General features: G+C 72.9%; 16 protein-coding genes. 15 read left to right on the plus strand and 1 reads right to left on the minus strand.

The window, feature by feature from the left end:
• The first annotated feature begins 210 nt into the window (after window positions 1–210).
• The gene (locus tag ABNF97_RS25720) at window positions 211–1,197 is read left to right on the plus strand and encodes an NAD(P)-dependent alcohol dehydrogenase (RefSeq protein WP_349340089.1); all 987 of its coding nucleotides are present in this window, start codon (window positions 211–213) and stop codon (window positions 1,195–1,197) included.
• A 106-nt stretch (window positions 1,198–1,303) separates the two neighbouring features.
• A complete protein-coding gene (locus tag ABNF97_RS25725; RefSeq protein WP_130466097.1) occupies window positions 1,304–2,398 on the plus strand; it encodes an NYN domain-containing protein in 1,095 nt (364 codons plus the stop codon).
• Here ABNF97_RS25725 and ABNF97_RS25730 read toward each other — a convergent pair.
• Window positions 2,379–3,296 (minus strand): hypothetical protein, encoded by a 918-nt coding sequence (locus tag ABNF97_RS25730; protein ID WP_130463577.1) that lies wholly within the window; start codon window positions 3,294–3,296, stop codon window positions 2,379–2,381. The two genes, ABNF97_RS25725 and ABNF97_RS25730, sit on opposite strands and share 20 nt — an antisense overlap.
• A 217-nt stretch (window positions 3,297–3,513) precedes the next feature.
• On the opposite strand from ABNF97_RS25730, the gene ABNF97_RS25735 reads away from it, so the two are divergent.
• The 13 genes from ABNF97_RS25735 (at window position 3,514) to ABNF97_RS25795 (ending at window position 26,393) form a co-directional block, all read left to right on the plus strand.
• On the plus strand, window positions 3,514–5,061 hold the full coding sequence (locus tag ABNF97_RS25735) for a golvesin C-terminal-like domain-containing protein (protein WP_349340090.1): 1,548 nt from the start codon (window positions 3,514–3,516) through the stop codon (window positions 5,059–5,061).
• 184 nt (window positions 5,062–5,245) lie between these two features.
• The gene (locus ABNF97_RS25740; protein ID WP_349340091.1) at window positions 5,246–5,791 is read left to right on the plus strand and encodes a GNAT family N-acetyltransferase; all 546 of its coding nucleotides are present in this window, start codon (window positions 5,246–5,248) and stop codon (window positions 5,789–5,791) included.
• Window positions 5,792–5,857: 66 nt separating this feature from the next.
• On the plus strand, window positions 5,858–6,949 hold the full coding sequence (locus ABNF97_RS25745) for a winged helix DNA-binding domain-containing protein (protein WP_349340092.1): 1,092 nt from the start codon (window positions 5,858–5,860) through the stop codon (window positions 6,947–6,949).
• A gap of 537 nt (window positions 6,950–7,486) precedes the next feature.
• The gene (locus ABNF97_RS25750) at window positions 7,487–8,185 is read left to right on the plus strand and encodes an SIS domain-containing protein (protein WP_130463581.1); all 699 of its coding nucleotides are present in this window, start codon (window positions 7,487–7,489) and stop codon (window positions 8,183–8,185) included.
• The gene (locus ABNF97_RS25755) at window positions 8,166–9,227 is read left to right on the plus strand and encodes a putative sugar O-methyltransferase (protein ID WP_349340093.1); all 1,062 of its coding nucleotides are present in this window, start codon (window positions 8,166–8,168) and stop codon (window positions 9,225–9,227) included. Before ABNF97_RS25750 ends, ABNF97_RS25755 begins: the two co-directional genes overlap by 20 nt.
• Complete coding sequence (locus tag ABNF97_RS25760) at window positions 9,224–10,699, plus strand: condensation domain-containing protein (RefSeq protein WP_349340094.1); 1,476 nt, start codon at window positions 9,224–9,226, stop codon at window positions 10,697–10,699. The genes ABNF97_RS25755 and ABNF97_RS25760 overlap by 4 nt, the downstream gene beginning before the upstream one ends.
• 1 nt (window position 10,700) lies before the next feature.
• On the plus strand, window positions 10,701–12,062 hold the full coding sequence (locus tag ABNF97_RS25765) for a glycosyltransferase family 2 protein (RefSeq protein WP_349340095.1): 1,362 nt from the start codon (window positions 10,701–10,703) through the stop codon (window positions 12,060–12,062).
• On the plus strand, window positions 12,059–12,895 hold the full coding sequence (locus ABNF97_RS25770) for an HAD family hydrolase (RefSeq protein ID WP_349340096.1): 837 nt from the start codon (window positions 12,059–12,061) through the stop codon (window positions 12,893–12,895). The genes ABNF97_RS25765 and ABNF97_RS25770 overlap by 4 nt, the downstream gene beginning before the upstream one ends.
• Window positions 12,892–15,984: a condensation domain-containing protein gene (locus ABNF97_RS25775; protein ID WP_349340097.1), complete on the plus strand. Its 3,093-nt coding sequence runs from the start codon at window positions 12,892–12,894 to the stop codon at window positions 15,982–15,984. The genes ABNF97_RS25770 and ABNF97_RS25775 overlap by 4 nt, the downstream gene beginning before the upstream one ends.
• Window positions 15,981–21,560 carry a non-ribosomal peptide synthetase/MFS transporter gene (locus ABNF97_RS25780; RefSeq protein WP_349340098.1) on the plus strand — a complete coding sequence of 1,860 codons (5,580 nt, stop codon included), beginning with the start codon at window positions 15,981–15,983 and terminating at the stop codon, window positions 21,558–21,560. Before ABNF97_RS25775 ends, ABNF97_RS25780 begins: the two co-directional genes overlap by 4 nt.
• The gene (locus ABNF97_RS25785) at window positions 21,557–23,110 is read left to right on the plus strand and encodes a class I adenylate-forming enzyme family protein (protein WP_349340099.1); all 1,554 of its coding nucleotides are present in this window, start codon (window positions 21,557–21,559) and stop codon (window positions 23,108–23,110) included. Before ABNF97_RS25780 ends, ABNF97_RS25785 begins: the two co-directional genes overlap by 4 nt.
• Entirely contained in the window at window positions 23,107–26,145 is a 3,039-nt protein-coding gene (locus ABNF97_RS25790; RefSeq protein ID WP_349340100.1) for a non-ribosomal peptide synthetase, read from the plus strand. The genes ABNF97_RS25785 and ABNF97_RS25790 overlap by 4 nt, the downstream gene beginning before the upstream one ends.
• Window positions 26,142–26,393, plus strand: coding sequence for a phosphopantetheine-binding protein (locus tag ABNF97_RS25795; protein ID WP_165436778.1), 252 nt, complete (start codon window positions 26,142–26,144; stop codon window positions 26,391–26,393). The genes ABNF97_RS25790 and ABNF97_RS25795 overlap by 4 nt, the downstream gene beginning before the upstream one ends.
• Window positions 26,394–26,418 lie beyond the last annotated feature (25 nt).

Consider the following 26,418-nt stretch of genomic DNA (forward strand, 5'->3'; position numbering starts at 1 on the left):
GCCAGCCGCTCGCGCAGGCCGATCGGGCCGCCGGTCCCGATCGGACGGTCACCGCCGTCCATCGCGATTCGGCTTGGCGATTTCCCGCGAACCTCTCGACAACCTTACGCCGTACGAGTACCTTACGTTGTAAGACTTACAACGTAAGGGCGGCTGCCGATCTCGATCCGGGGGTCCGCCCGACCCGCATCCCGGAAGAGGGAGACCACGATGAAGGCGGCAGTCCTGCGCGCGTACGGGCCACCGGAGGCCCTGGAGATCACCGACGTCCAACGGCCCGCTCCCGGCGACGACGAGGTGCTGGTCCGGGTCCGGGCCACCTCCGTCAACCCGTACGACTGGCACCACATCCGCGGCGAGCCGCTGGTCGCCCGCCTGATGCCCGACGGCCCCGGACTGCGCACCCCCGCCATCACCGTCCCCGGCTGTGACATGGCCGGCCAGGTGGAGGCGGTCGGCCGGAACGTGACCGGGTTCCGACCCGGCGACGACGTGTACGCCCTGCTCGCCGAGGGCGGCTTCGGCGAGTACGTCTGCGTCCGGGAGGAGCTGCTGGCGCCGAAACCGGCGAACCTGTCGTACGAGCAGGCGGCGGCGGTACCGATGGCCGGCGTCACCGCCCTGGTGGGACTCCGCGACGCGGGCCGGATCCAGCCCGGCCAGCGGGTACTCGTCAACGGCGCGTCCGGCGGGGTGGGCACCTTCGCCGTACAGCTCGCCCGGGCGTTCGGTGCCACCGTCACCGGCGTCTGCAGCACCCGGAACCTGGAACTGGTCGGCTCGCTCGGCGCGGACGAGGTCGTCGACTACACCACCGAGGATTTCACCCGGCGCGGACGCCGCTACGACCTGCTGCTGGACAACGCCGGCAGCCGCTCCGTGTCGGCGTACCGGCGGGTGCTCACCCGTAACGGGACGCTGGTCGCGGTCGGTGGCCCGGCCAGTCGCTGGCTACAGCCCGCCGGCCGGGTCTTCGCCGCGGTCGCGGTGGCTCCACTGGTCTCACAGCGGATCGCCGTGGCCGACGCGGTCCGCTGCCCGGACAAGAGCAACTGCCTGCGGCTGCTGACCCGCCTCATCGAGGACGGCACGGTCACCCCGGTCGTCGACCGCCGCTACCCGTTCGCCGAGATCCACGCGGCCGTCCGCTACCAGGAGGAGGGGCACTGCCCCGGAAAGGTGGTCGTGACGCTCTGAGGACTCGCCGGCACCGCCGGACATGACTTTCGGCAACAACCCGGACAACGCCGGACACGCCGGCCGGAACGACCCGGAGCGGCTCGTCGGGCGTAGGCTGAGCCACGTGGATCAAGAAGACCGGATCGCCCTCTTCCTCGACTACGAGAACCTCGCGCTCGGCGCACGGGACCATCTCGGCGGCCTGGCCTTCGACTTCCGTCCGATCGCCGACGCGCTGGCCGAACGCGGCCGGGTGGTGGTCCGCCGGGCGTACGCCGACTGGTCGTACTTCGACGAGGATCGCCGGATGCTCACCCGGTCGCACGTGGAGCTGATCGAGATCCCGCAGCGGATGGGTGCGAGTCGCAAGAACGCCGCCGACATCAAGATGGCGGTCGACGCGGTGGAACTCGCCTTCGAACGCGGCTACCTCTCCACCTTCGTGATCTGCACCGGTGACAGCGATTTCACCCCGCTGGTGCACAAACTCCGCGAACTCAACAAGCGGGTGATCGGCGTCGGCGTGGAAAAGTCCACCTCGGCGCTGCTCCCGCCCGCCTGCGACGAGTTCCTCTACTACGACCGCCTTGAGGGCGTGGACATCCCCTCGGCCCGTCCACGGCGGGGACGACCGGGCCGGCCGGCCGGCCCGGAGGCACCACCGGCCGGGCCGGACCAGCAGGCGGAGCCTGGACCCGAGCCCGCGCAGGGGGTAGAGGAGCCGGTACGCGACGTCGACACGCTCGCCGAACTGGTCGCGCAGACCGTGGCGGGGTTGCAGGGCAGCTCCAGCGGGGAGGTGACCGCCTCGACGCTCAAGCGCACGCTGCTGCGCAAGGACCCGACGTTCAGCGAGTCCGACTACGGGTTCCGGGCCTTCGGGGAACTTCTCCGGCACCTCGCCGCGCACAACGTGGTCGAGCTGACCGAGGGCCCCGCCAAGGGCGACCCGGGGGTGTCGTTGCCCGAACACGGCGACCGGGAGGTGGCGTTCGGGCTGCTCCGTACCGTCCTGCTGGATCTGGCCGGCGCGGACGGCTCGGTGGCGCTCTCCGGGCTGAAGAACCAGCTCCGCCGGGCACGGCCCGACTTCAGCGAGAAGAAGCTCGGCTACCGCAGCTTCCTCCAGTTCTGCAAGGCCGCCGCCACAAGCGGCGCGATCGAGCTGCGGTGGAGCCCGGACAACGACGACTATCTGCTCACCGCACGTCCCGGCTGACCTCTTCCGGTCCATCGGTCGACGGCTTCGGCCCCGGTGCCGGGCGCTCCTGAGCCGACGACTCGCGCTCCCGAGCCGGCGACTTGCGCTCCTGTGTGGACCGTCGTCCGCCGGTCGACGGCGGGCTGAGTCCGGCCTCACGGGCGGCGTTGCGCAGGAAGCTGCCCGCCACCCGCAGCGCCTCACCCGCCATCTCGCTGACTCTGCCGGCCGAAACCGGCGCAGCCTGCTGCCGGGTGCCCGGCTCCGCTGCGGGCCGGCCCGTACCGGAGGTGGCCGGCCGGTCCGCCGAGCCGGCGGCCTGCCCGCCGCCCGCCCGGCCGGCCGGCTCGGCCGGGCGCTCGATTCCCGGCCCGACCAGAGGCTCGACCGGACCTTCCACGGGTGGTCGCGGCCGGTCGACGGCGGGGGTCACCGGGCCATGCCGGCCGAGCGCCTGCGCCGCGGTACCGTCCAACTCGCGCACCGCCTGCCGCGTGGTCTGGTTCAACTCGTCGACCAGGCCGCCCACCGCATGGGAGAGGATCTGCGGGTTCCGGTCGATGGTGGTCAACGCCCGTTCCAGGATCCGGGTGAGCTCGTCGAGCCGGACCTTGAGCATCGCCGCCGCCTCGACACCCTCGATGTCGAGATCGACCCGCTCCAGGTGAACCCGAACGCCCGCGTCGACCTGCAACAGGTTCGCCAGCCTGGCCCGCAGCGAGAGATCGGCATCCAGCCCGTGCACGCCGAGCCGGATCCGCTCCACCCTGACCTGCGGTACATCCAGCAGGACGTCGGGCTCGGCCTCGGGCACGCCGCGTCCCCGTCCCCCGCCGCCCGGGCTCCCGTTCCGCCGGGCGTCGCGCTGGTTGCCCGTCGTGTCCTCCGGCGGCTCCGCCGACCGATCGTCCCGCATCGCCCGTCCTTCTCGTTGATCGACCCATTTCGGGCTCGCCGCCGGCGTACCCGGTTTCCGGGCGACCACGCCTCCGGCCCGCGATCAGGAGTCCGGTGCTTTCGCGGACATCGAGTTGCCACTTCGGAGATTCTTGCCAACTAGACATCGGCACGTGACAATAACCTCCGCACGCGTACCGATCTTCGACCCCGCCCCTGCCCGCACGGGAGACGCCATGCGACGATCAGCCCTCGCCGTCCCGTTATCCGCACTGGTCGCCTTCGTCGGCCTCGGCGCGACGCCCACCCCGGCGGTCGCGGTCATCGTCAGCTCCGACGTCGGAACGCTCGCCACCACGTCGCTGGCACCTGGGCTCTCCCTGAGCACCGCTTCGACCACCAGTCCGAACCGGATCAACATCCTCACGGCGAACCTGTCCGAGCCCACCCTGAAGCCGAAGCACCTCAATCCCGGAACCGTCGGGGCCACGGCCTCCCTGTCCAGCCAGGCGAACCGGGTGGGTGCGGTCGCCGCGGTCAACGGTGACTTCTTCGACATCGGTGCCACCGGGGCACCCCGGGGCGTGGGGCTGGACGACGGCGCACTGCTGCACGGCCCCGCCTCCGGCTGGAACAACGTGGCCGCGCTGTACGCCAACGGCACGGGCACCCGGGGCGGGGTGGCCGAGATCTTCCTCGACGCGAAGATCACCCTGCCCGACGACACCCAGCTGACCGCCACCAACCTCAACTCGCCGAACATCGCCGCCAACGGCATCGGCGTGTACAACGCGCTCTGGGGCGACGAGCCACGCAGCCAGGCACTCGACGGTGCCACCCGGAGCCGGGAGGTGGAGATAACCGACGGCCGGGTCAGCCGGGTCAGCAGCACCCCGGGCGGCAAGGTGCCGGTCGGGTCCGTCGTCGTGCTCGGCGTGAACGCCGGCGCCGACGCCCTGGCCGGGATCGCGGTCGGTGACGAGGTCACCGTCAACTACTCGCCACGCAGCGGCGCCGGAGCCCCCCAGGTCGCGATCGGCGGCAATCTCGTACTGCTCAGGGACGGGGTGGCCACCACCGTCTCGCATCCGCGGAATCCGCGTACGGCGGTCGGCTTCTCCGAAGACGGCCTCACCATGTGGTTGGTGGTGGTGGACGGACGGTCCAGCGCCAGCGTCGGCATGACCTATGTGGAGCTCGCCAGGTACATGAAGTCCCTCGGCGCCGACGACGCGATCAACCTCGACGGCGGCGGCTCCAGCACCCTGGTCGCCCGGATGCCGGGAGCAACCTCGGTATCGGTCCGCAACACCCCGTCCGACGGCGCCCAGCGGGCGGTGCCGAACGGGATCGGCTTCGTCTCCACCGCACAGGCGTGGAGCACCACGATCGACAACACCACGGCCGACCGGTTCACCGCGAGCGCGAACTGGGGCGTGTCCAGCTACTCCAGCCAGAGGTTCGGCGCCGACTACCGGTTCGCCGACCCGGTCCTGTCGAGCGACGTCGCCTGGTACCGGGCGAACATCCCGGAGACCGGCAGCTACGCCGTCTCGGTCTGGTATCCGGCCGACCCCGGGTACAACGACTCGACGCCGTTCATCATCGCCACCACCAGCGGAAACCAGACGGTACGGGTGAACCAGCGCGCCAACGGTGGCCGCTGGGTGTCCCTGGGAGTCTTCACGCTGGCGGCGGGGGACGCGAACACGGTGGGAGTGAGCCGGTGGACGTCGGGCACCGGTTACGTCATCGCGGACGCGGTGCGGATCACCCGGGTCTGAGCGCGTCGGAGCCCCGGCCGCCCAGGACCGCGGGAATGCCGCAGGCGCAGGCGATGCACACCCCGATCGCGGTGAGAGGCTGACGACGACGTCCACGTGAAGGCTGCGGGATGTCGCCGTCAGCCACGCCGGACGGCGAATATTCGTTTGTCGGCCGCGGCGACGGCCCCTTACGGTCCAGGCCATGCTCCTTCGGGAAGAACAGGTTCACGACCATGAACCGGTTCGCGTCATCCATCGGCGTGCCTTTGGCGCCGGACATGGCGAGACCGTCGCGAAACTGGTAGACGCGCTGCGCCGCGACGATCCCACCGCTGCTTCCTTCGTCTCCGAGGAGACGGATGGGGTGGTGGGGCACATCATGTTCAGTCGGTGCCTGCTCGACGCACCGCGGCGACTTGTAGACGTCGCGTCACTGAGCCCGCTCGCCGTCGCACCGCAGTGGCAGCGCCGTGGCGTCGGTTCCGCGCTCATCCGTCGTGGCCTGCAGGAACTTGACGAACGGGGCGTGCCGCTGGTGTTCCTGGAAGGTGACCCGCGATATTACTCACGCGCTGGTTTCAGCCCGGCCGGAGAATACGGCTTCCGTAAACCGTCGCTGCGTATCCCTGACCAATGTTTCCAGGTGGTCAGGCTGTCGGCATACGAACCCTGGATGACCGGGACGTTCGTCTACTCGAGTACGTTCTGGAAATACGACTGCGTTGGTGGGCGCGACACGGAGGCCTGAGCGCGCGAGCCCCCTCAGCCTGTCCGGCCCGGCGCGGCTGTCGGTGCCGCCGCCTAGGGTAGAGGGATGATCGATCGGCGCCAGGTGATGAGATTCCGCGTTCAGGCGCAGCATCTCGACCGGGTCGAGGGCACCCTCGGGGACACCGCCGTGCTCGACATCGGGGTACAGGAGACCGGCCCGGACGGCGGCAGGTGGGCGCTGGCCAACCGCGGGGTCGAGGTGGTGACGTTGTCCGCGGAGGACCTGATCCTGCTGTGGACCGCGCGAGGTGCTCCCCACCTCTATCGCCGGGCTGACGCGGGCAGGGTCGCGGCGGCCGTCGAGCCGTTCTCCGACGCTGACGCGGGCAAGCGCATCTACGACGCCGCCAAGCCCCTGAAGGCGGCCGGCATCGGCATCCTGGCCGCCCTCGACGAGGTAGCCGCGCAGATGCGAGCCGTCGTCACCGGGCCGATGGTCAAGGGAGACGTCTCCGGGCGCCTGGCCGAGGCGATGCCCGAGCCGTACCTGCGGTTCTGCCGACCGTGCGACGCCACCCATCTCTACGAGATGCCGTTCCGGTTGGCCGCCGTCCGGGCCGGGCTGGAGCTGCAACTCGACACGTCGCCGCCGGTCCTGCGGCCCAGCGCGGAGTTGGCGAAGGCCGTCGCCCCGGACGAGCGGTTCGACCTCATCCGTGCATACCTTCGTCTGCTCGGCCCGGCCACTCCCAAGCAGGTGGCCGACTATCTCGATGCCCCGGTCAAGGATGTGAAGGCACGCTGGCCCGAAGATGTCGTCGAGGTGATGGTCGACGGCGTGGCACACTCGCTCCTCGCTGCCGACGAATCGGCGCTGAAATCGGCAGACACCAGCACAACCCGCCTGCTCGGCCCGTTCGACCTCTTCCTCCAGGCGAAGGACCGGGCAACCCTGGTGCCGAGCACGGCCCACGCCAGGGAGCTGTGGCCGGTGCTGGGCCGCCCCGGTGCCGTGCTGGTCGACGGTGAACTGGTCGGCACCTGGCGACCCCGCAAGTCCGGCCGGACGTTCAAGGTCGCCGTTCAACCGTGGCAGAAGCTGCCGGCGACCACCCGCAGCACCATCGTCGACCAAGCCGAACGCCTCGCCGCGTACCGCGCCGTTCCCCTCGCCGGCGTCGAATTCGCCGCCTAGCGAACTTCACTGTCCGCACCGGGCCAGCCACCCCGGTCGGCGCGCTCAGCTGACCAGCGGACCACCATCGGCCGTGCGGAGCAGCACGGCTACCTGTCGCTGCCGTCCTGTCCCCTCGTCCTCATCCGACAGCCGGGCCCGGCGCGGGTTGATGAGCTTTGGGCAGCGGTCGATTTCGGGACCGAGCGGGCCGGAAACGGCCAATAGCGGTATTCCGCCACTCCGTCAATTCGCCGATTTTGCCGACGAACGCGCAGGCCAGAGCCGATGAACACGGGCACGGGGTTGCTATGGTCATCAATGGTTGTTATCTTCCACACGGGTCACGGGGGAACGGCGACCTAGCGCAGCGCTGCGGTCTGTCACCGTCCTCGCACAACGTGTCGAGGAGGAGCCTGCATTGGTCGGGCAATGGACGTCAAAAATTGCGCTGCGGCCGCCGCGGTGGAGTATCCGACAGTCACCAGAAATGCATTCCGGATGTGATGCGCCCAGCCGGTTCAGACTCCAATCGGCCGCATTCCGGTGACCGTGCCGATGAATGACAAGCCCGCTCCCGGAGCCCGCCTGGTCTCCGCGCCGACCGGCGCCGAGACGGTGGTCAAGCAGTACGTCGACGACCTGACCCTGGCCCTGGCGCAGCTCGAGACCGGCTCGGTGACCGACCTGCTGGAGACGCTGGTCCTGGCGCTGCACTCGGGCAGCCGGGTCTTCGTGGCCGGCAACGGCGGCAGCAGCACGGCCGCCATCCACATCGCCAGCGACCTGATGGCGGCGGCGGGCAACCTCGGCGCCGCGCCACAGGTCGTGGCGCTGACCGAGAACATCGCCCGGGTCACCGCGATCGCCAACGACCACTCCTACGACGAAATCTTCTCTCGGCAGCTGGTCGGGTGGGGCCGGCCGCACGACGTGCTGCTGCTGCTCAGCGTCAGCGGCGACTCGACCAACCTGGTCCGGGCGGCGAGGGTCGGCCGCCGGCTCGGGATGACCGTGCTGGCGGCGCTCGGCAACCCCGGTGGCCTCGCCCGGCTCGCGGACCGGCTCGTCGTCTTCGGCCAGGCCGACTACGGCCTGACCGAGGACCTGCACGTCGCGCTCGGCCACATGGCGGTACGGGTGCTGCGTGGCGGCGATGCCTGCCGGTACACCGGCGCCACCGGGGACGGCGCGCCGGCCGGTGCCGGAGCGGAACGCGAAGAGGTTGGCGAGCTCGGTGACCCACTACAGTTCTAGGCTCTTCCTCACCATTCGGTACCTCGTCGGCCTTCTCGGGCTGACCCTGACGCGGACCTCGACCGAGCTGACCAGCTATCGGATCCACGCCGGCCACGGGCGGTACGACGACTCCCGCCCGCTCCCCGCCGACCTGGCGACGCTGCTCGACGACCGCAATCCCGACCTCGTGGCGCTGCGGGAGCGCTACCGCCGGCTGGAGTCGCCGTTCCGGCCGGGCCGGTTCTGGCGGCGGAGCCGCCGGCTGCGCGACCTGAACCTGCGGTACTTCCGCGGCGACAACGCCTACGTCTGGCAACTGCGCCAGCTCGGCGACAACGCCCGGCTGAAGTTCTTCCTCTTCGCCCGGTACGTCAGCTCCCTGGACAGCCAGAAGCTGCTCGACCGGACCGGCGAGGACGGCGCCTTCGGCTGCTGGACGTTCGACTTCGACAGCCTGCCGACGTCCAGCCGGGACCTGCTCGACTCGATCAACGAGATCTACTTCCTCGACCGGCACTGGGGTCTGCTCTCCAGGACGGACTTCACCGTCGTGGACATCGGCGCCGGATACGGCCGCCTCGCCCACCGCATGGTGGAGGCGGTCCCCGGACTGACGCGCTACCTCTGTGTCGACGCGATCCCGGAGTCGACCTTCCTCAGCGAGCACTACCTGAGATACCGCAGGGTCGACCATAAGGCGACCGTCCTGCGGCTCGACGAGATGGCCGACGAGGTGGCGGCCCGGCGTCCCGACCTGGCGGTCAACATCCACAGCTTCTCCGAGATGCCGATCTCGGTGATCGAGGCCTGGATCGCGCTGCTGGCCAGGTGCGGCGTACCGACGCTCATGATCGTGCCGAACGAGGGTGACCGGCTGCTGAGCCTGGAGGACGACTACCTCCGCCGCGACTTCGCCCCGGTCCTGGAGCGGCACGGCTACGTCCTCGCCGCCCGCGAGCCCACCATCGCCGATCCGGACGTGCGCGACCTCGTCGGCGCCGGCGACTGGTTCCTGCTCTACCGCCGGCGCGGCACGGACCCGACCCCGGAGGCGCGATGACCGGCGGTGGGGTGCCCGCCCCGGCGCCGCGCGACCGGTTGTCGCTGGAGTTCACCGGGCTGGACGCGGGCAGCGGCGAGCTGACCTGGGGACAGCGGTTCGTCTGGAACATCCTGGAGTCGCTCGCCCCGGCCAACCACTACCTCAACATCCGGTTCCGGGTGCACCTGCCGGTCGACGCCACCCGGGAGCGGGTACTGGCCGCCCTGGACACCCTCGTCCGCCGTCACGAGGTGCTCCGGACCCGGTTCACCGTCGGCCCCGACGGCGAGCCCCGGCAGCACCGCGACCCGGCGGGCGAGCTGCCGGTGGAGATCCGCGAGACCGACCCGGGTCGGGTACGCCGGCTCGCCGAACAGGCCGAGGAGCGGCTCTGGCGGGAACCGTTCCGGCACGGGTCCGAGTGGCCGCTGCGGGTCTGCCTCGTCGTCGCCGACGGCCGCCCCCGGCAGGTCGTGTTCGTCTTCTCCCACCTCGCCGTCGACTCCTGGGGATGCTTCGTGCTCCGCCGGGAATTCCTCGAACTGCTCCGGAACCAGCACGCCGCGCCGGCCCTCGCCGGCTGGCAGCCCCTGGCCCGGGCGGCCCACGAGGCATCGGAGCCGGGTCGCCGGGCCAACGACCTCTCCCTGGCCTACTGGCGCCGGGTGCTCGACACCATGCCGCAGACCGCGTTTCCCGTCCCGCCCGGGCCGGCCGAGACCCCGCGCTTCCCGGGCGTCGAACTGCACTCGGTGGCGCTGGCCTCCGCCACCCGGGCGGTCGCGGCACGACACCGGGTCGGCCCGGCCGCCGTCCTGCTCGGCGCGCTCTCGACGATCATCGGCATCCGGACCGGCGCCTCGGCCGTGCCGCTGTTCCTCGCCGGGGGCAACCGGTTCACCCCGCAGGACGCCGCCTCGGTGGGGACCTTCTACCAGGGCGCACCGGCGGTGATCCGGCTGGACGGCGCCTCGCTGGCCGGCACCATCCGCGAGGCGCACCGGGTGTCGACGCTGGCGTACCTGCGCGGCCAGAGCGATCCCCGGGACGTCGCGCGGCTGCTGGACACCGTGCGGCACCGGCGTGGGGTCGACATCGACCTGTCCAGCACCGTGAACGTGGTGCCCGAACCCGGTGCCCCGGGGCCGCCGCCGGTGCCGCACGACGTCGCCGACCTGCGCGGGCTGACCGGATCCACCCGGGTGGCGGACCTGGAGGGCCGGGACAGCGAACGACTGACGTTGTACGTGCACGTCAAGGCGCTGCGTTCGCGCGCCGTACTCGAACTCTTCGCCGACAGCCGCTACCTGACCGCCGCCGACGCCCGGAAGCTCCTGACCGGGCTGGAACTCGTGCTGATCGAGATGCTCGACGTCGGGGACCTCGACGCCGGCCGGGTGGCCGACCTGGTCGGGATCGCCCCGCAGGCCAGCGCGGAGAGCTGCCCGGCGGAGCCGGATCCCGCCGTACCCGCACCGCTGGGGGGCTGACGTGCTCTCCGTGATCATGCCGACGTACAACCAGGTCAGCTGCCTGGATCTGACCCTCGGGTCGCTCGCCCGGCAGACCGCCGACCCGGACCGGTTCGAGGTGATCGTGGTCGACGACGCCTCGGTCCAGGACGTCCGTGCGGTGGTCCGCCGCCACGAGACCGAGCTGCAACTGCGGTACGTCCGGCACACCACCAACCGGGGCCGGTCGGCGGCCCGGAACTCCGGGGTCGCCCGGTCCCGGGCCGACCTGCTGCTGCTGATGGACGCGGACTCCTACGCCGCCCCGGATCTCGTGCGACGGCACCTGCGCCGGCCCGGCGATCCGGTGGGCGAGGTCGTCTACGGCCGACGGGTCGAGCCGAGCTGGGGAACGTTCGCCCGGCTACGGCAGGCGGTACCCGACGAGGCCGAGCTGCTGCCGATGGAGGGCGACCACCGCGACCTGCCGGGGCGGGCCGACGGCGACTTCGACGTCTACCGGCGTACCGGCTGGATGTTCGGGTTCACCCACAACCTCTCGCTCCCCCGCGAGCTGTACCAGCAGGTCGGAGGCTTCGACGAGGCGTTCGTCCAGTGGGGATACGAGGACACCGACTTCACGTACCGGATATACCGGCACTTCGGCCGGGACAGCGGCCGGTTCCGCTACGACCCGGAGGCCGTCTGCTACCACACACCGCACTTCCGGGACTGGGCGACCGAGTGGGAGAAGACCAAGCCGGTCCTGCCGTACCTGGTCCGGAAATACCGGCACTACGACATCGAGTTCTTCACCCACCCGTCGGACAACCACCGGCGGGTGGCCCGGACCCTGCCGTTCTACGAGGACTGCCGCGAGTTCGTCCGCGACCACCCGGACCGGGTCACCGGGGACACCGTGCGCAAGCTCGTCGACGCGCCGGAGACCGAGCGCAGCCTCTGGATCGGATTCGACGTCGAATCGGCGGCCTCGATCGGCCGGGACACGAGCATCGACCACGCCGTCGCGTACGGGCCGGACAATCCACACCTGTTCGGAGTCCGGACGCCGTACCCGGACGGTGCGTTCGACCGGGTGGTCCACCTCGACCTGTGGCGCATGCTCACCCCGATCGACCTCTCCGCGCTGATCCTGGACAGCCTCCGGATCGCCGACGCGGCGCTGCTGGTCCAGTCGAAGGGAGTGCGCCGCGACCCCGCCGACGGGATCGGCATGCTCGACGACCTGGACTACCTCCTCGCCATGCTCACCCCGCGCTACCACGCGGCGATCTCGTACGCAGACGACGAGCTGGCCGTCGTCACCGTGACCCGACCCCGGTCGCCGGGGGCGGCCCCGCCACCCGGCGCCGGCTCCCCGGGAAGTGGTGGACGGTGGTGACGGGCGGCCCGGTCTCCGCCGTCGCCTTCGACCTCGACGGCACCCTGGTGGACCTCGAACGGTTCCACCACGACGCCCTGCTGCGGGCCGCCCGGGAGGTCGGGGTCGCACTCACCTGGGACGACGCGCTGCACCGGCTCCCGCACTTCATCGGTGGTCCCGACCCACGGGTGGCGGCGGAGGTCGCAGCGCTGTCCGGTGCCGGGGTCGCGCCGGCCGAGGTGCTCGCGGCGAAGCGCCGGTACTTCTCCGCCCTGGTCGGCGCCGCCGACGGGATCGTGCCGCGTGCCGGGGCCGCCGAGCTCCTGGACCGGCTGGCCGGCCGGGGTGTCCCACTGGCCGTGGGTACCGTCACCGAGCGGGAACCCGCGCTCGGCATCCTGCGCCGGGCGGGACTGCTCGGGCACTTCGGCGCGGACCGGGTGGTGGCGGCACGGGACGTACCGGAGCTGAAGCCGGCGCCGCATGTCTACCGGGAAACCGCGCGCCGGCTCGGCGTGCCGCCGCAGGACCAGTTGGTCTTCGAGGACTCGGTCACCGGCATCACCGCCGCCAGGTCGGCCGGCAGTCCGGTGGTGGCGATGCCCACCGTCTCCGACCCGGGATACCTGGCGTCGATCGGTGCGGCCGGCGCCACGGCGGTCTTCCCGGACTGGCACGACCCGGCACTGCCGCCGCTGCTCGATCGCCTGCTGTCGGCCGGCCTCGATCGCCTGCTGTCGGCCGGCTCCGCAGCCGCGACCGCCGCCGGGAGCGACGGACGTCCGGGGTCTCCGGGGCGGCGTCAGCGCACCGATCCGGACCCATCTCCCAGGGAGGCGTGTCGGCCATGACCGAACCCGATCGCGGGCCGCTGACCCCGGCACAGCGGCGCCTCTGGTTTCTCGACCGGCTCGACCCGGGCGACGCCGCCTACACCATCTCCACCACCGTCCTGCTCCGGGGCGACCTCGACGTCGACCGGCTGGTCCGGGCGTTCGACACCGTGATCGCCCGGCACGAGAGCCTGCGTACCCGGTTCGTCGAGTCCGGCGGGGTGCCGGTGCAGGAGGTGCTGCCACCGCGCCCGACGCCGGTGTCCCGGATCGAGGTGTCCGGTGAGGCCGAGGCCCTGGCGGCCGTCGAGGAGCTGATCGCCCGTCCCTTCGACCTCGCCGCGGGACACCTGGTCCGGGTCGGCCTGCTCCGCCTCGACCCGCGCACCCACGTGCTCTGTACCGCCGTGCACCACATCGTCGGCGACGGCTGGTCGATGAACCTGCTCTACCGGCAGGTCGCGGAGGTGTACCGGGGGATCGACCCCGCCTCCCCCGGCCTGCGCTACCTCGACCACGCCCGCGCCCGGGACGCGGTCGACGACGCCGCCGCGCTGGCGTACTGGCGGACGGCGCTGGCCCGGCCACCCGTACTCGAACTGCCGCCGGACCGGCCCCGCCCGGCGGTACGCACCTCGGCCGGCGTCTCGGCGGCCCGCGAGCTCGACGGCGAACTGTGGGTCCGCGTACAGCACGCGGCGCGGCAGCTGCGCTGCACCCCGTTCATGCTGTTGATGACGGTCTACCAACTGACCCTGGCCCAGGTCAGCGGCGAGCACGACATCTGCGTCGGTACGCCGGTGGCCGGTCGCGACGACGTGGCGGCGGAGTCGGTCTTCGGCTACTTCACCCGGATGCTGGTGCTGCGCGCCGACCTCTCCGGTGACGTCACCGTCCGCGATCTGGTGCTGCGGACCCGGGCGAGCTGCCTCGGCGCCTTCGCCCACCAGGAGATCCCGTTCGAGCAGCTCGTCGCCGACCTCGGTCTGCCGCGCGACCCGGGCCGGAATCCGCTGTTCCAGGCCACCTTCACCCTGCACTCCACGATGGACGTCTCGGCGACCGGCTTCGAGGGCTTCGACGGCGTCACCGTCGAGGCGTTCGGGGAGGGATCGCGGCGCACCATCACCGACGTCGCGATGGACGTCTTCGTCAGCTCGACCGCGATCAACGTCCGCTCCGACGACGTCCGGATGGACATCCTGCTCACCTGTAGCGCCGACCTGTTCGAGCCGGCCACCGCCGCCGGGCTCGCCGACCGGTTCACCGCCGTGCTGCACGCCGTGCTGGCCGACCTGGACGCCCCGGTGCGGGCACTGCCGCTGGTCGACGGGACGGCGCAGGCCGAGTTGCTGCGGATCGGCACCGGGCCGGCGATCGCCGACGGCCCGCCGCCGCTCGCTCGCATCGCGCGGGCGGCCGACGCCGCACCCGGGGCGGTCGCCCTGGTCAGCGGCACCGACCAGGTCAGCTACCGCGAGCTGTGGACGCGCGCCGGTGAGCTGGCCGACGCACTGCGTGCCGCCGGAGTCGTGCCCGGGCAGCTCGTCGGGGTGAGCCTGCCGCGCGGCACCGACCTGGTCGTCGCCCTGCTGGCCGTCTGGCGGGCCGGCGCCGGCTACGTGCCGATCGATCCGGGACTGCCGCACCGGCGTCGCGCCGCGCTGGTCGCGCAGGCCGCGGTCGCCGCCGTGATCACCCTCGACGGCGTGCGGGCCGGCTCGACCACGCCGAACTCCGCGCCCGACCCCGGCTACGTCCTCTTCACCTCCGGATCGACGGGTACCCCGAAACCGGTGCTCGTCGGTCGCGCCGCCCTCGCGGCACGCGTCGGGTGGATGGTCGAGGCCTACCGGCTGACCGGCACGGACCGGGTCGTGCAGTTCGCCGAACTCAGCTTCGACACCCACGCCGAGGAGATCTGGCCCACCCTGGCGGTCGGCGGCACCCTGGTGCTGCTTCCCGACGGGCCGCAGTCGCTGCCGGAGGTGCTCGCCGCCGACCCGGCGATCACCGTGCTCGACCTGCCGACCGCGTACTGGCAGGAGCTGCTGGACCTTGTGCCGGCCTGGCCGGCCGCGCTGCGGCTGGTGATCCTCGGCGGTGAGCAGGTGGACGCGCCCGCGGTCGCCCGCTGGCGGGACCGGCACGGCGACCGGATCCGGCTGACCAACACGTACGGGCCGACGGAGGCGACGATCATCGCCACGGCGGTCGACCTCGGGGCCGCCGACACCGATCGCCGGCCACCGATCGGACGGCCGATCGGCGGAGTCCGGGCGTACCTGCTCGACGAGGCTGGCCGGCTGGTGCCGCGCGGGGCGGTCGGTGAACTCTGCCTGGCCGGTGCCGGCCTCGCCGACGGCTATCTCGGCCGGCCGGACCTGACCGCCGAACGGTTCCGCCCCGACCCGTACGGCGGTGGCCGGCTCTACCGCACCGGCGACCGGGCCCGCTGGCGCCGGGACGAGCCGGTACTGGAGTTCCTCGGCCGCCTCGACCGGCAGCTCAAGGTACGCGGCGTGCGGATCGAGCCCGGCGAGGTCGAGGCGGTGCTGACCGGGCATCCCGAGGTGGGTCAGGCCGTGGTCACCGCGCTCGGCGAGACCCTGGTCGCGTACGTGACCGGCGCCGCCGACGTCTCCGAGGTCCGCGCCCACGCCGCCGACCGGCTGCCCGCGCTGCTGGTGCCGAGCGTGGTCGTACCGCTGGCCGCGCTCCCGTTGACCCCGCACGGCAAGGTCGACCTGGCCGCGCTGCCGGTGCCGTCGATCGGCGACGAGGCCCGGGGTGCGTTCGAGGCGCCACGGACCGACGCGGAGGAACTGGTCGCCGCGGTCTTCGCCGAGCTGCTTCCGGTCGACCGGGTCGGCGCGACCGACGACTTCTTCGCCCTCGGCGGGCACTCGCTGCTCGCCGTCCGGGCGATCGCCCGGCTGCGCGCGGCGGTCAGCCTGGACCTGCCGGTCCGGCTGCTGTTCCAGCACCCCACCGTCGCCGGCTTCGCCGGCGCGGTCGAGGCGGCGCTGATTGCCGAGATCGACCGGCTCACCGAGGACGAGGCGGCGGCACAACTCGCCGCCGCCGCCGGGACGGGGGGATCATGACCGTCGTTCCCGACCAGCTTTCCGCCACCAAACGGTCGCTGCTCGCCGCCCGGCTCAAACCGGCGGTCGCGCCGGCCGAGGTCGTCCCGGTCCGGCCGGCGGGGGCGCCGGTTCCGCTCTCGCTCGCCCAGGAGCGGCTGTGGTTCATGGAGCAGTACGCGCCGGGCACGACCGCGTACACCGTCCCGGTCGTACTGCGGCTGCGCGGGGCGCTCGTCCCGGCCGCGCTGGCCACCGCCCTGGACACGGTCGCGGCACGCCACGAGAGCCTGCGAACGCGCTTCGAGGCCACCGCCGACGGCCGGCCCGTGCTGCACATCGCCGAGACGGTGTCGATCGGGCTCGTCGTCGCCGAGGCGGCCGGAGCCGACCCGGCGGCCCGGGAGGAGTGGGTGCGGGCGGCGGTCCAGGCCCGGCTCGCCGAACCGTTCGACCTGGCCCGGGGTCCGCTGCTGCGCGCCGCGCTCTACGCCGTCGGTCCCGACGACCACGTGCTGGCGCTCACCGTGCACCACATCGTCTGCGACGGCTGGTCGGCCGAGCTGCTCGTCGGCGAGGTGCTCACCCTGCTCGCCGCCGCCGGGCCGGCCGGTCCGGTCGATCCCCTCCCGCCACTGCGCCGCCAGTACGGCGACTACGCGCTGTGGCAGCGGGAACGGCAGCGGCAGCGGCTCGCCGACGGTACCCGGGACCGCGACGTCGCCTACTGGCGCACCCGGCTGGCCGGGGTACCTCCGCTGGAGCTGCCGACCGACCGGCCGCGACCCGCCGAGCCGACCTTCCGGGGCGCGCCGGTCGGGGTGTGCCTGGACGCTGCCGTGACCGAGGCGCTGCGCCGGCTGGCGCTCGACCACGGCGCCACCCTCTACATGGTGGTGCTCGCCGCCTATGCGGCGGTGCTGGCCCGGTATGCCCGGCAGCACGACTTCGCGGTCGGGTCACCGCAGGCCGGGCGCAGCCACGCCGAGCTGGAGCCGATGATCGGCATGTTCGTCAACATGTTGATCACCCGGGTCGACGTCACCGGCGACCCGACCTTCCCCGAGCTGCTCGCCCGGATCCGGGACACCGTGCTGGACGGGTACGCCCACCAGGAGCTGCCGTTCGAGCAGCTGGTCACCGAGCTGGACGTTCCGCGTGACGTCGGGCGGTCCGCGATCTTCCAGGTGGCGCTGGCGATGCGGACCCCCGGCGGGTCCGGTGGCACACCGAAGCCGGGGCTGGCCGTGGCGCCCTTCGTGGTCGAGGCGGTGGCGGCCCGGTTCGACCTGGAACTCGACCTGGTGGCCGGGGAGACGCTCTCCGGCGCCCTCATCTACAACCGGGACCTGTTCGGCGCCGACACGGTCGAACGGATCGCCGGCACCTTCGTCGAGTTCGTGCACGCGGTCGCCAGCGACCCGGACCGGCCGCTGAGTCACCTGCTCACCCTCGGCGGAGCGGCCCGCGAGCAGGTGCTGATCGGCTGGAACGACACCGCCGCCGACTTCCCGGAGAACGTGACCCTGCACGAGCTGGTGCAGGCCAGCATCGCCGCCACCCCGGACGCGCCGGCGGTCACCTTCGAGGGGTCCACGCTGAGCTACCGGGAGCTGTCCGTCCGGGCGAACCGGGTCGCCCACCGGCTGCGCGAGTACGGGGCCGGGCCGGGAAGACTCGTCGCGGTCTGTGCGCAGCGGAGTCCGGACCTCGTCGTCGCCCTGCTCGGCGTACTTGTCTCGGGTGCGGCGTACGTGCCGCTGGATCCGGACCACCCGGCCGAGAGGCTCGGCTTCATGCTCGCCGACGCCGACCCGGTGGCCGTGCTCACCGCCGGGGCGGCCCGGGCCGAGCTGCCACCGACCGACCGGCCGGTGCTGGCCCTCGACGACCCGGCCACCTGGGCGGGGGCGGCCAGCACTGCCCCGGAGCCGCTGGCCGGTCCCGACGACCCCGCCTACGTGATCTACACCTCCGGCTCGACCGGGCAGCCCAAGGGGGTGCTCAACGGCCATCGCGGCGTCGTCAACCGGCTGCACTGGATGCAGCGCCACTACGGCCTGACCGCCGCGGAGACCGTGCTGCAGAAGACCCCCGCCGGCTTCGACGTCTCGGTCTGGGAGTTCTTCTGGCCGCTGCTGGTCGGAGCCCGGCTGGTGCTGGCCCGCCCGGACGGGCACCGGGACGCCGACTACCTGCGCGACCTGATCGTGGCCGAGGGCGTCAGCACGGTGCACTTCGTGCCGTCGATGCTGGCGATGTTCCTGGCCGAGGAGGGGGCCGCGGCATGCCGCCCACTGCGGCGGATCATCTGCAGCGGCGAGGAACTCCCGGTCGACCTGGCGCTGCGTACCCTCGCCGCGCTGCCCGACGCCGAACTGCACAACCTGTACGGGCCGACCGAGGCCGCCATCGACGTGACCGCGTACCACTGCACCGCCGAGAAGCTGGCCGGCGCCGCCCGGGTGCCGATCGGCGCGCCTATCGACAACATCCGGGTGTACGTGCTGGACGAGCGGGGCGAGCCGCTGCCGGTGGGCGTACCGGGCGAGCTGTACCTGGCCGGGGTGGGGCTGGCGCACGGCTACCTCAACCGTCCGGAGCTGACCGCCGAGAGGTTCGGCACCGGGCCGGACGGGGAGCGCCGCTACCGCACCGGCGACCTGGCCCGCTGGCGGCCGGACGGGACACTCGACTTCCTCGGCCGGATCGACGGGCAGGTGAAGCTGCGCGGCCTGCGGATCGAACCGGGCGAGATCGAGGTGGCGCTGCGCGACCAACCCGGGGTGCGCGACGCCGCCGTCGTCGTCCGCGAGGACAGCCCGGGAGACCGGCGGCTGGCCGCGTACCTGGTCGGCACCGCCCCGGTGGACACCGCCGCGCTCCGGCTCGCCCTCAAGCGGCGGCTGCCCGACTACATGGTGCCGGCGACCTTCGTCGAGCTGCCCGAGCTGCCGTTGAGCCCGAACGGCAAACTGGACCGGCGCCGGCTGCCCGCCCCGCCCCGGGTCCGCGACGTCGGTGCCGCGTACGTGCCGCCGGGCACGACGACCGAGATCCTGCTCGCCGGTGTCTGGGCCGAGGTCCTCGACGTGCCACAGGTCGGCCTCGACGACGACTTCTTCGACCTCGGCGGGCACTCGCTGCTCGCCGTCCAGGTCGTCGCGAGGCTGCGTCGCGCGGCCGGGGCGGGCGTCTCCGTGCTGGACCTGTTCACCCACCGCACCGTCCGCGAGCTGGCCCGGCTCGTCGCGGCGCCGCCGGAGCAGCGCGGCCCCCGGGACCTGGTGCACGAGCTGACCCGGCCGGTGCCGGCGACGGCACCGGGCCGCGGCGCCGCGCCGGACGCGCCGGACCAGGGCCGTCGGGGCCAGCGGGTACGCACCCTGGTCTGCGTGCCCTACGGGGGTGGGAGCGCGGTGGTGTACCAGCCGCTCGCCGACGCGCTGCCGGCCGGGCACCGGCTCTTCTCCGTCGCCATCCCCGGGCACGACGTCGGGCTGGACGAGGCGGCGCTCCCCTTCGACGAGCTCGCCGAGCGCTGCACCGCCGAGATCCTGGCGAAGGTCGACGGGCCGCTGGCGCTCTACGGCCACTGCGGCGTCGGCTCCGCGCTCACCGTCGAGATCGCCCGCCGGCTGGAGCAGCACGGGCGGGAACTCGACGCGGTCTACATCGGAGCGATCTTCCCGTTCGCCCGGCCGCGCAGCCGGGTCTGGACGGCACTGTCCCGGCTGACCCGGATGGAGTCGCTCCGCTCCGACAAGGCGTACGCCAACTGGCTGACCTCGATGGGCGTCGACATGAGCGACATCGAGCCGGAGCAGGCCCGCCAGATCATCCGCAACATGCGCCGGGACTCCGACAGTGCCGAGGCGTACTTCACCCGGCTCATGCACGCCGGCACCGAGCGGCTGCGTGCCCCGGTCATCACCGTCGCCGGCGAGCGGGACCCGGCGACCGAGTTCTACGCCGAGCGGTTCACCGAGTGGCACTTCCTCACCGACCGTACCGCCGTCGTCGTGCTCGACGAGGCCGGACACTTCTTCCTCAGGTGGCGGGCCGACGAGCTGGCCGAGATCGTCACCAGCGTCGACGCCGCGGTGGTGGCGGAGCGAGCGGAGCCGCTGACCCGCGCGGAGCGCGGCGCGCAGGCCACCTGGTGGCTGCACGGCACCTCCCGGTCGGCCAGCCGGGTAGCCACCTCCGGGCCACAGCCGAGCATGGGCCGGTTCCTGGTCATCGCCCTCGCCCAGCTCATCTCGATCCTCGGCTCGACCCTCACCGACGTGGCCCTGCCGCTGTGGGTGCTCAAGGAGACCGGGTCGCTGCTGAACTTCGCGCTGCTCGCCGTCGCCGGGCTGGTGCCCGGTCTGCTGGTGCTGCCGGTGGCCGGCGCGATCGTCGACCGGTACAGCAGACGCGGCGTGATCCTCTGTGGCGACGTCGGGGCGGGCGGCACCCAGCTCCTGCTCGGTCTCCTGCTCTGGACCGGCTCGCTCCAGATCTGGCACATCTACCCGCTGATCGCGCTGCTGTCGGTGTCGCTCACCTTCCAGCGCCTCGCCTACAACTCGGCCATCGCGCAGCTGGTGCCGAAGCAGTACCTCGGGCACGCCAACGGCGTCGTACAGATGGTCACCGGCGTCGCCACCATCATGATGCCGCTACTCTCGGTGGCGCTGCTCGCCGTGATCGACCTCGGCGGCATCCTCGTCATCGACGTGCTCAGCTACACCGCCGCGATCGTCATCGTGCTGCTGGTGCGGTTTCCCCGGACACTCGCCTGGCGCCGCCGGGAGAGCCTGACCGCCGAGATCCGCGAGGGTCTGCGCTTCTCCTGGGGACACCGGGGCTTCCGGTCGCTGCTGTTGTTCTTCATGAGCCTCAACGTCTTCCTGTCGCCGCTGTTCATGATGCTGACCCCGCTGGTACTGGCGTTCGCCGGCATCGACCAGGTCGCCCAGGTCTCGGTCGCGGGTGGCGTCGGGGCGTTCCTCGGCGGCCTGGCGATGAGCGTCTGGGGCGGGCCGCGGCATCGCCGGCTCTTCACCGTGCTCTGCTGCACGCTGGTGCTGGCCGGCTTCTGTCTCGTCATCGGTCTGCGGCCGACGCTGTGGGTGATCGGGATCGGCGCGTTCGGCATCTCGATGTGGCTCGTCCTGCTCAACGGCGTCTACACGACGATCGTGCAGGTCAAGGTCCCGCAGCGGTTCCACGGCCGGGTGTTCGCCATCAACACCGTGATCGCCTGGTCCACCCTGCCCCTCGGCTGGACCCTGGTCGGCCCGGTCGGTTCCCGCCTCCTCGAACCGCTGATGGCCCCGGACGGGCTGCTCGCCGGCACGGTCGGCCGGGTCATCGGGGTCGGGCACGGCCGCGGCATCGGCCTGCTCTACCTGCTCCTCGCGGTCGCCATCGCGGCCGTGGCGCTGGTGGCGATGCGGCTGCCCCGGATCGCCCGCTTCGACGACGAGGTGCCGGACGCCCAGCCGGACGACCAGGTCGGGGTGGAGGCGCTGCGCCGCCGGGCCGCGCCCGCCGAGCCGCAGTCCGGCGCGGAGCGGCCGGCCAGGGATCGGGTGGCGGCCCGGTGAGCGCCCGCACCGCCGGCCGGGTCGCGCTGACCGTGCCGCAACTGCTCGCCGGCCGCGCCGCAGGCGAACCGTCGCACGTCGCCGTCACCCAGGGCACCGCCACCCTCGACCTGGGCGGCTGGCAGGCCCGGACCCGGGCGACCGCCGCCGGGCTGCGGGGGGCGGGCGTACGCCCCGGCGACCGGGTCGGCCTGCTGTACGGCGCCCAGGACTGGATCGGGTACGCCTGCTCCTACACCGGGGTGCTCGCCGCCGGTGCGGTCGCGGTACCGCTCTCCACCCGCAGCGCCCCGGCGGAACTGGCGTACATGCTGCGGCACAGCGGCGCGACGGCACTGCTGCACGGACCGACCGCGACACCGCCGGAGGTGCCGATCCGGCTCCGCTGGGGCCCCGACGACATCGCGGGGCTGCCCGAGGCCGGCCCCACGACCGGGCCGCGCCCCGGTGACCCGGCGCAGATCCTCTACACCTCCGGCACGACCGGTCGGCCCAAGGGGGTCACCGCGACGCACGCCAACCTGACCCACGGCCGCCGGTTGAACCCGCCGCTGCGGGCCCTGGCCCACTCCCGGCAGTTCCTGCACGCCTTCCCGATCGGCACCAACGCCGGGCAGACCATGCTGTTCAACGCGCTCGACGCACACGCCGGGATGCTGGTCACGGCCCGGTTCGGCCCGGAGCACTTCGCCCGGCTGATCACGCGGCACCGGGTGGGCAGCGTCTTCGTGGTGCCGGCGATGGCGATCGAACTGCTCCGCTCGGGCGCGCTGGGCCGGCACGACCTGACCAGCGTGGTGCTCTTCGGTTCGACCGCCGCCGTCCTGCCGCCCGCCGTGGCGGCCGGGCTGGCCGCCGCGCTGCCGGGCGCCACGATCGTCAATTACTACACCTCGACCGAGGCGGCGCCGACGCAGACCAGCGTGGTGTTCGAGCCGGGTCGCCCGGCCGCGCTCGGCAGGGTCGTCGCCGGTGGCGCGCTGCGGGTCTGCGACGACGCCGGCCGGCCCTGCCCGGCCGGGGTGACCGGCGAGGTGTGGTTGCGCTGCGCGGGTACCGCCCGGTCCTATCACAACGACCCGGCGGCCAGCCGGCAGGTGTTCCGGGACGGCTGGACCCGGATGGGCGACCTGGGATATCTCGACGCCGACGGCTACCTCTACCTGGTCGACCGGGAGAGCGACGTGATCAAGAGCGGCGCGGACAAGGTCTCCACGGTCGCGGTCGAGGCGGCCCTGCACGAGCACCCCGAGATCGTCGAGGCCGCCGTGCTCGGCCTGCCCGATCCGGTACTCGGGACGACGCCCGTCGCCGCGCTGGTGAGCACCCGCCCGCTCCGCCTCGCCGAGGTACGCGGGTTCCTCGCCAGCCGGCTGGCGGGCCATGAGCAGCCGAGCCGGATCGTCCAGGTCGACGCGCTGCCCCGCAACGCCGGGGGCAAGGTGGTCAAACACCGGCTGCGGCCGCTCTTCGACCAGCCCGAGCCACCCGTCGACGCATCCGGGCACCGGCCGGGCGGGGCAGCACGAGAGGAAACGGCGAAACCATGACGCAGGCAGTCCCGATGACCCTTGCCCAGCAGGGCGTCTGGTTCACCGAGCGGGCCGGCGGCGCCTCGACGGCGTACCTGCTGGCGGTGGCGCTGACCGTGCCGGAGCCGGTGGAACCGGCGACGCTGGACCAGGCGTGGGCCGGGGTCACCGGCCGGCACCCGCTGCTCGCCGCGACCGTGCGCGAGGCGGACGGCGTACCGCTGCTGGTGCCGACCGACCCTGCGCCGGTCGAGCACCGCGCGGTCGGCGCGGCGGCGCTCGCCCCCGCCGTCGCCGCCGAACTCGGCGTCGGCTTCGACCTCACCGCCGGCCCGCTCGCCCGCTGCGTGGCGCTGCGGGTCGACGACGGCCGCACGGTGCTGCTGGTCGTCGCCCACCACCTGGTGCTCGACGGGGGCGGCAAGGACGTCCTCACCGCCGACCTGGCCGGGGCGCTCGCCGGCCGGCCACCCGGCGCCGGGTCGGCCGCCCGGCTCGGCGCCGCCGTACGCGCCCAGGCCGACCGGATCGCCGAGGCGCTCCCGGCAGCCCGCGACTTCTGGTCCGCGCGCCCGGCACCGGCCGCCGAGGTGGTCCTGCCCGGACTGACGGGTACGCCGGCCGCCGTCGAGGCCGCCGCGCAACTCGATCTCGACTGGGGCGAGGGCCTGGACGTCGCGCTGACCGCCGGGGCCGCCGCACTCGGGGTGACCCGGTTCGAGGTGCTGCTCGCGGCCGTGCACGCGGTACTCGCGCGCTACGGCAACGGCACCGGCTCGGTCGCGGTCGACCTCTCCACCCGCTCGGCGGAGACCGCCGAGGAACTCGGGATGTGGGTCAACGAACTGCCGGTCACCGTCGGTGTCGACCTGGAGTCCTCCTTCGCCGAGCTGGTACGCGCGGTGCGGGCCGAGGCCCGGGCCGTCTACCGGCACCGCGAGGTACCGCTCGGGCGGGCCCTGCCCGGCCTGCCACCCCGGCCGGCCCTGGCGCCGGTCTCGGTCAGCTACCGGCGGGCGACCGAGGCACTCTCCACCGTGGATCTGCTGCTCACCCCGCCGGCGATACGCAGCGCCCTGCACCTGCATCTGGTCGACACCCCGGCCGGGCTGATCGGGCGGCTGCACGTACCGGCCCGGCTGCCGGTCGCCTACGCCGGGCGGATCGCCGGACACCTGCGTACCCTGCTCGCCGCCGCGCTGGCCGAACCCGGCCGGCCGGTCGGCGACCTGGACCTGCTCGTTCCTGCCGAGCGGGCGCTGCTCGACCGGCTGAACGCCACCGCGCGGCCCCGCCCCGTCGGCACCGTGCTGGACCTGGTCCGGTCGACCGCCGTGGCCAGCCCGGACGCGGTGGCGGTCCGCGGCGACGACGGCACGCTGACCTACCGGGAACTGGTCGCCGCCGCGCACCGGATCGGCCACCGGCTCCGGCGGCACGGCGTCGCCTCCGGCGACCTGGTCGGACTCTGCGCCCACCGGGGCGTCGAACTCGTCGCCGGGATGCTCGGCATCCTCGCCGCCGGGGCCGGCTACCTGCCGCTGGATCCGACCCATCCGGCGAGCCGGCTGGAGTTCCTCGCCACCGACGCCGGAGCGAAGCTGGTCCTCGGCCACGTCGAGGCCACCGCCGCCCTGGCCGGGGTACCCGTCGAACTGCTGCCGCTCGACGGCCTGGCCGCCGACGCCGACGAGCCCGAGACGGTGCCCACCGCCACCGACCCGGACGGGCTCGCCTACGTCATCTACACCTCCGGTTCGACGGGACGTCCGAAGGGCGTCGAGATCGACCATCCGGCGTTGCTGAACCTGGTCGCCGCGATGACCGAACTGGTCGGCGCCGACCCCGCCGACCGCTGGCTCCACCAGACCACCATCTCGTTCGACATCAGCGCACTCGAACTCTTCGCACCGCTGTGCACCGGCGGTCGGGTGGTGGTGGCCGCCGACGCGACCGCCCGCGAGGGTACGGCGTTGGGCCGGCTCATCCGGGACGCCGGGATCACCCACGTGCAGGCCACCCCGTCGAGCTGGCAACTGCTGCTCGACTCCGGCTGGAGTGGCGCCCCGATCACCGCCCTCTGCGGCGGGGAGGCGCTCCCGCTCCCGCTGGCCCAGCGGCTGCGTCCACGCGTCGACCGCCTGGTCAACGTCTACGGCCCGACCGAGACCACCATCTGGTCCACCGCCGCCGAGATACCGGCCGATCCGTCCCGGATCACCATCGGCGGTCCGATCGCCAACACCACGCTGCACGTCCTGGATGCCCGGCTCCGTCCGGTGCCGGTCGGCGTACCCGGCGAGCTGTGCATCGGCGGTGTCGGGCTGGCCCGGTCCTACCGGGGACGGCCGGAGCTCACCACCGAGCGGTTCGTGGTCGACGCGACCGGCCAGCGGCGCTACCGCACCGGTGACCGGGTGCGGCTCGGCACGGACGGCGCGGTCGAGTACCTCGGCCGGGCCGACAGCCAGATCAAGCTGCGCGGGTACCGGATCGAACCCGGCGAGATCGAGCACGCGTTGCTCGGCGCGCCCGGGGTCGCCCAGGCCGCGGTGGCGGTCCGGGACGGCGAGCTGGTGGCGTATCTGGTGGGCACGGGCGAGCTGGCGGCAATCCGGGCGCACCTCGCCGGTAACCTGCCCCGGTACATGGTCCCCAGGGACTTCCTCCGGCTGGACCGGCTGCCGCGTACCCCGGCCGGCAAGCTCGACCGGGCCGCCCTGCCGAGCCCGGAGCACGCCGACCTCGCGGCGCCGTCGAACGGTGCCGAGGAGCCGGCCGGGCTGGCGGAGAGTGGGGCGCTGACCCGGACGGTGACCGACATCTGGCGGGAGGTGCTCCGGGTCGACGAGGTCGGCCCGGACGACAGCCTCTTCGATTTGGGGGGCCACTCGCTGACCATCATGCAGATCACCGCCCGGATCCGGCAGGCCCTCGGCGTCGAGGTGCCCTTCGACGTCTTCTTCGACACCCCGACCATCGACGGGGTGGTCAGTTGTGTCGAAGAGTTGCGACAGGAGGAGCGGGAGTTGCGACAGGAGGAGTCCGCGTGAGTGTCCCCGATCTCCGGCGCGACCTCGCCACCCTGGTCGTCGAGGCCAGCGACGGCCAGATCAGCGCGGCGGATGCCCTGACCGAGGCCGAGTCGCTCGGACTGCTCGGCCTCACCTCGATCGGTCACGTGCGGCTGATCCAGGCCGTGGAGCAGCGCTACGGCGTCGTGGTGGAGCCGGACGACGACGTCTCGGCGCTGGACACCGTACCGGCGCTGGCGGACTATCTCCGCGAGCGGGGAATCTGACCGGCCGTCCCGGACCCGATGGGGG

This window comes from Plantactinospora sp. B6F1 (assembly GCF_040120695.1).
Taxonomy (GTDB): Bacteria; Actinomycetota; Actinomycetes; order Mycobacteriales; family Micromonosporaceae; genus Plantactinospora.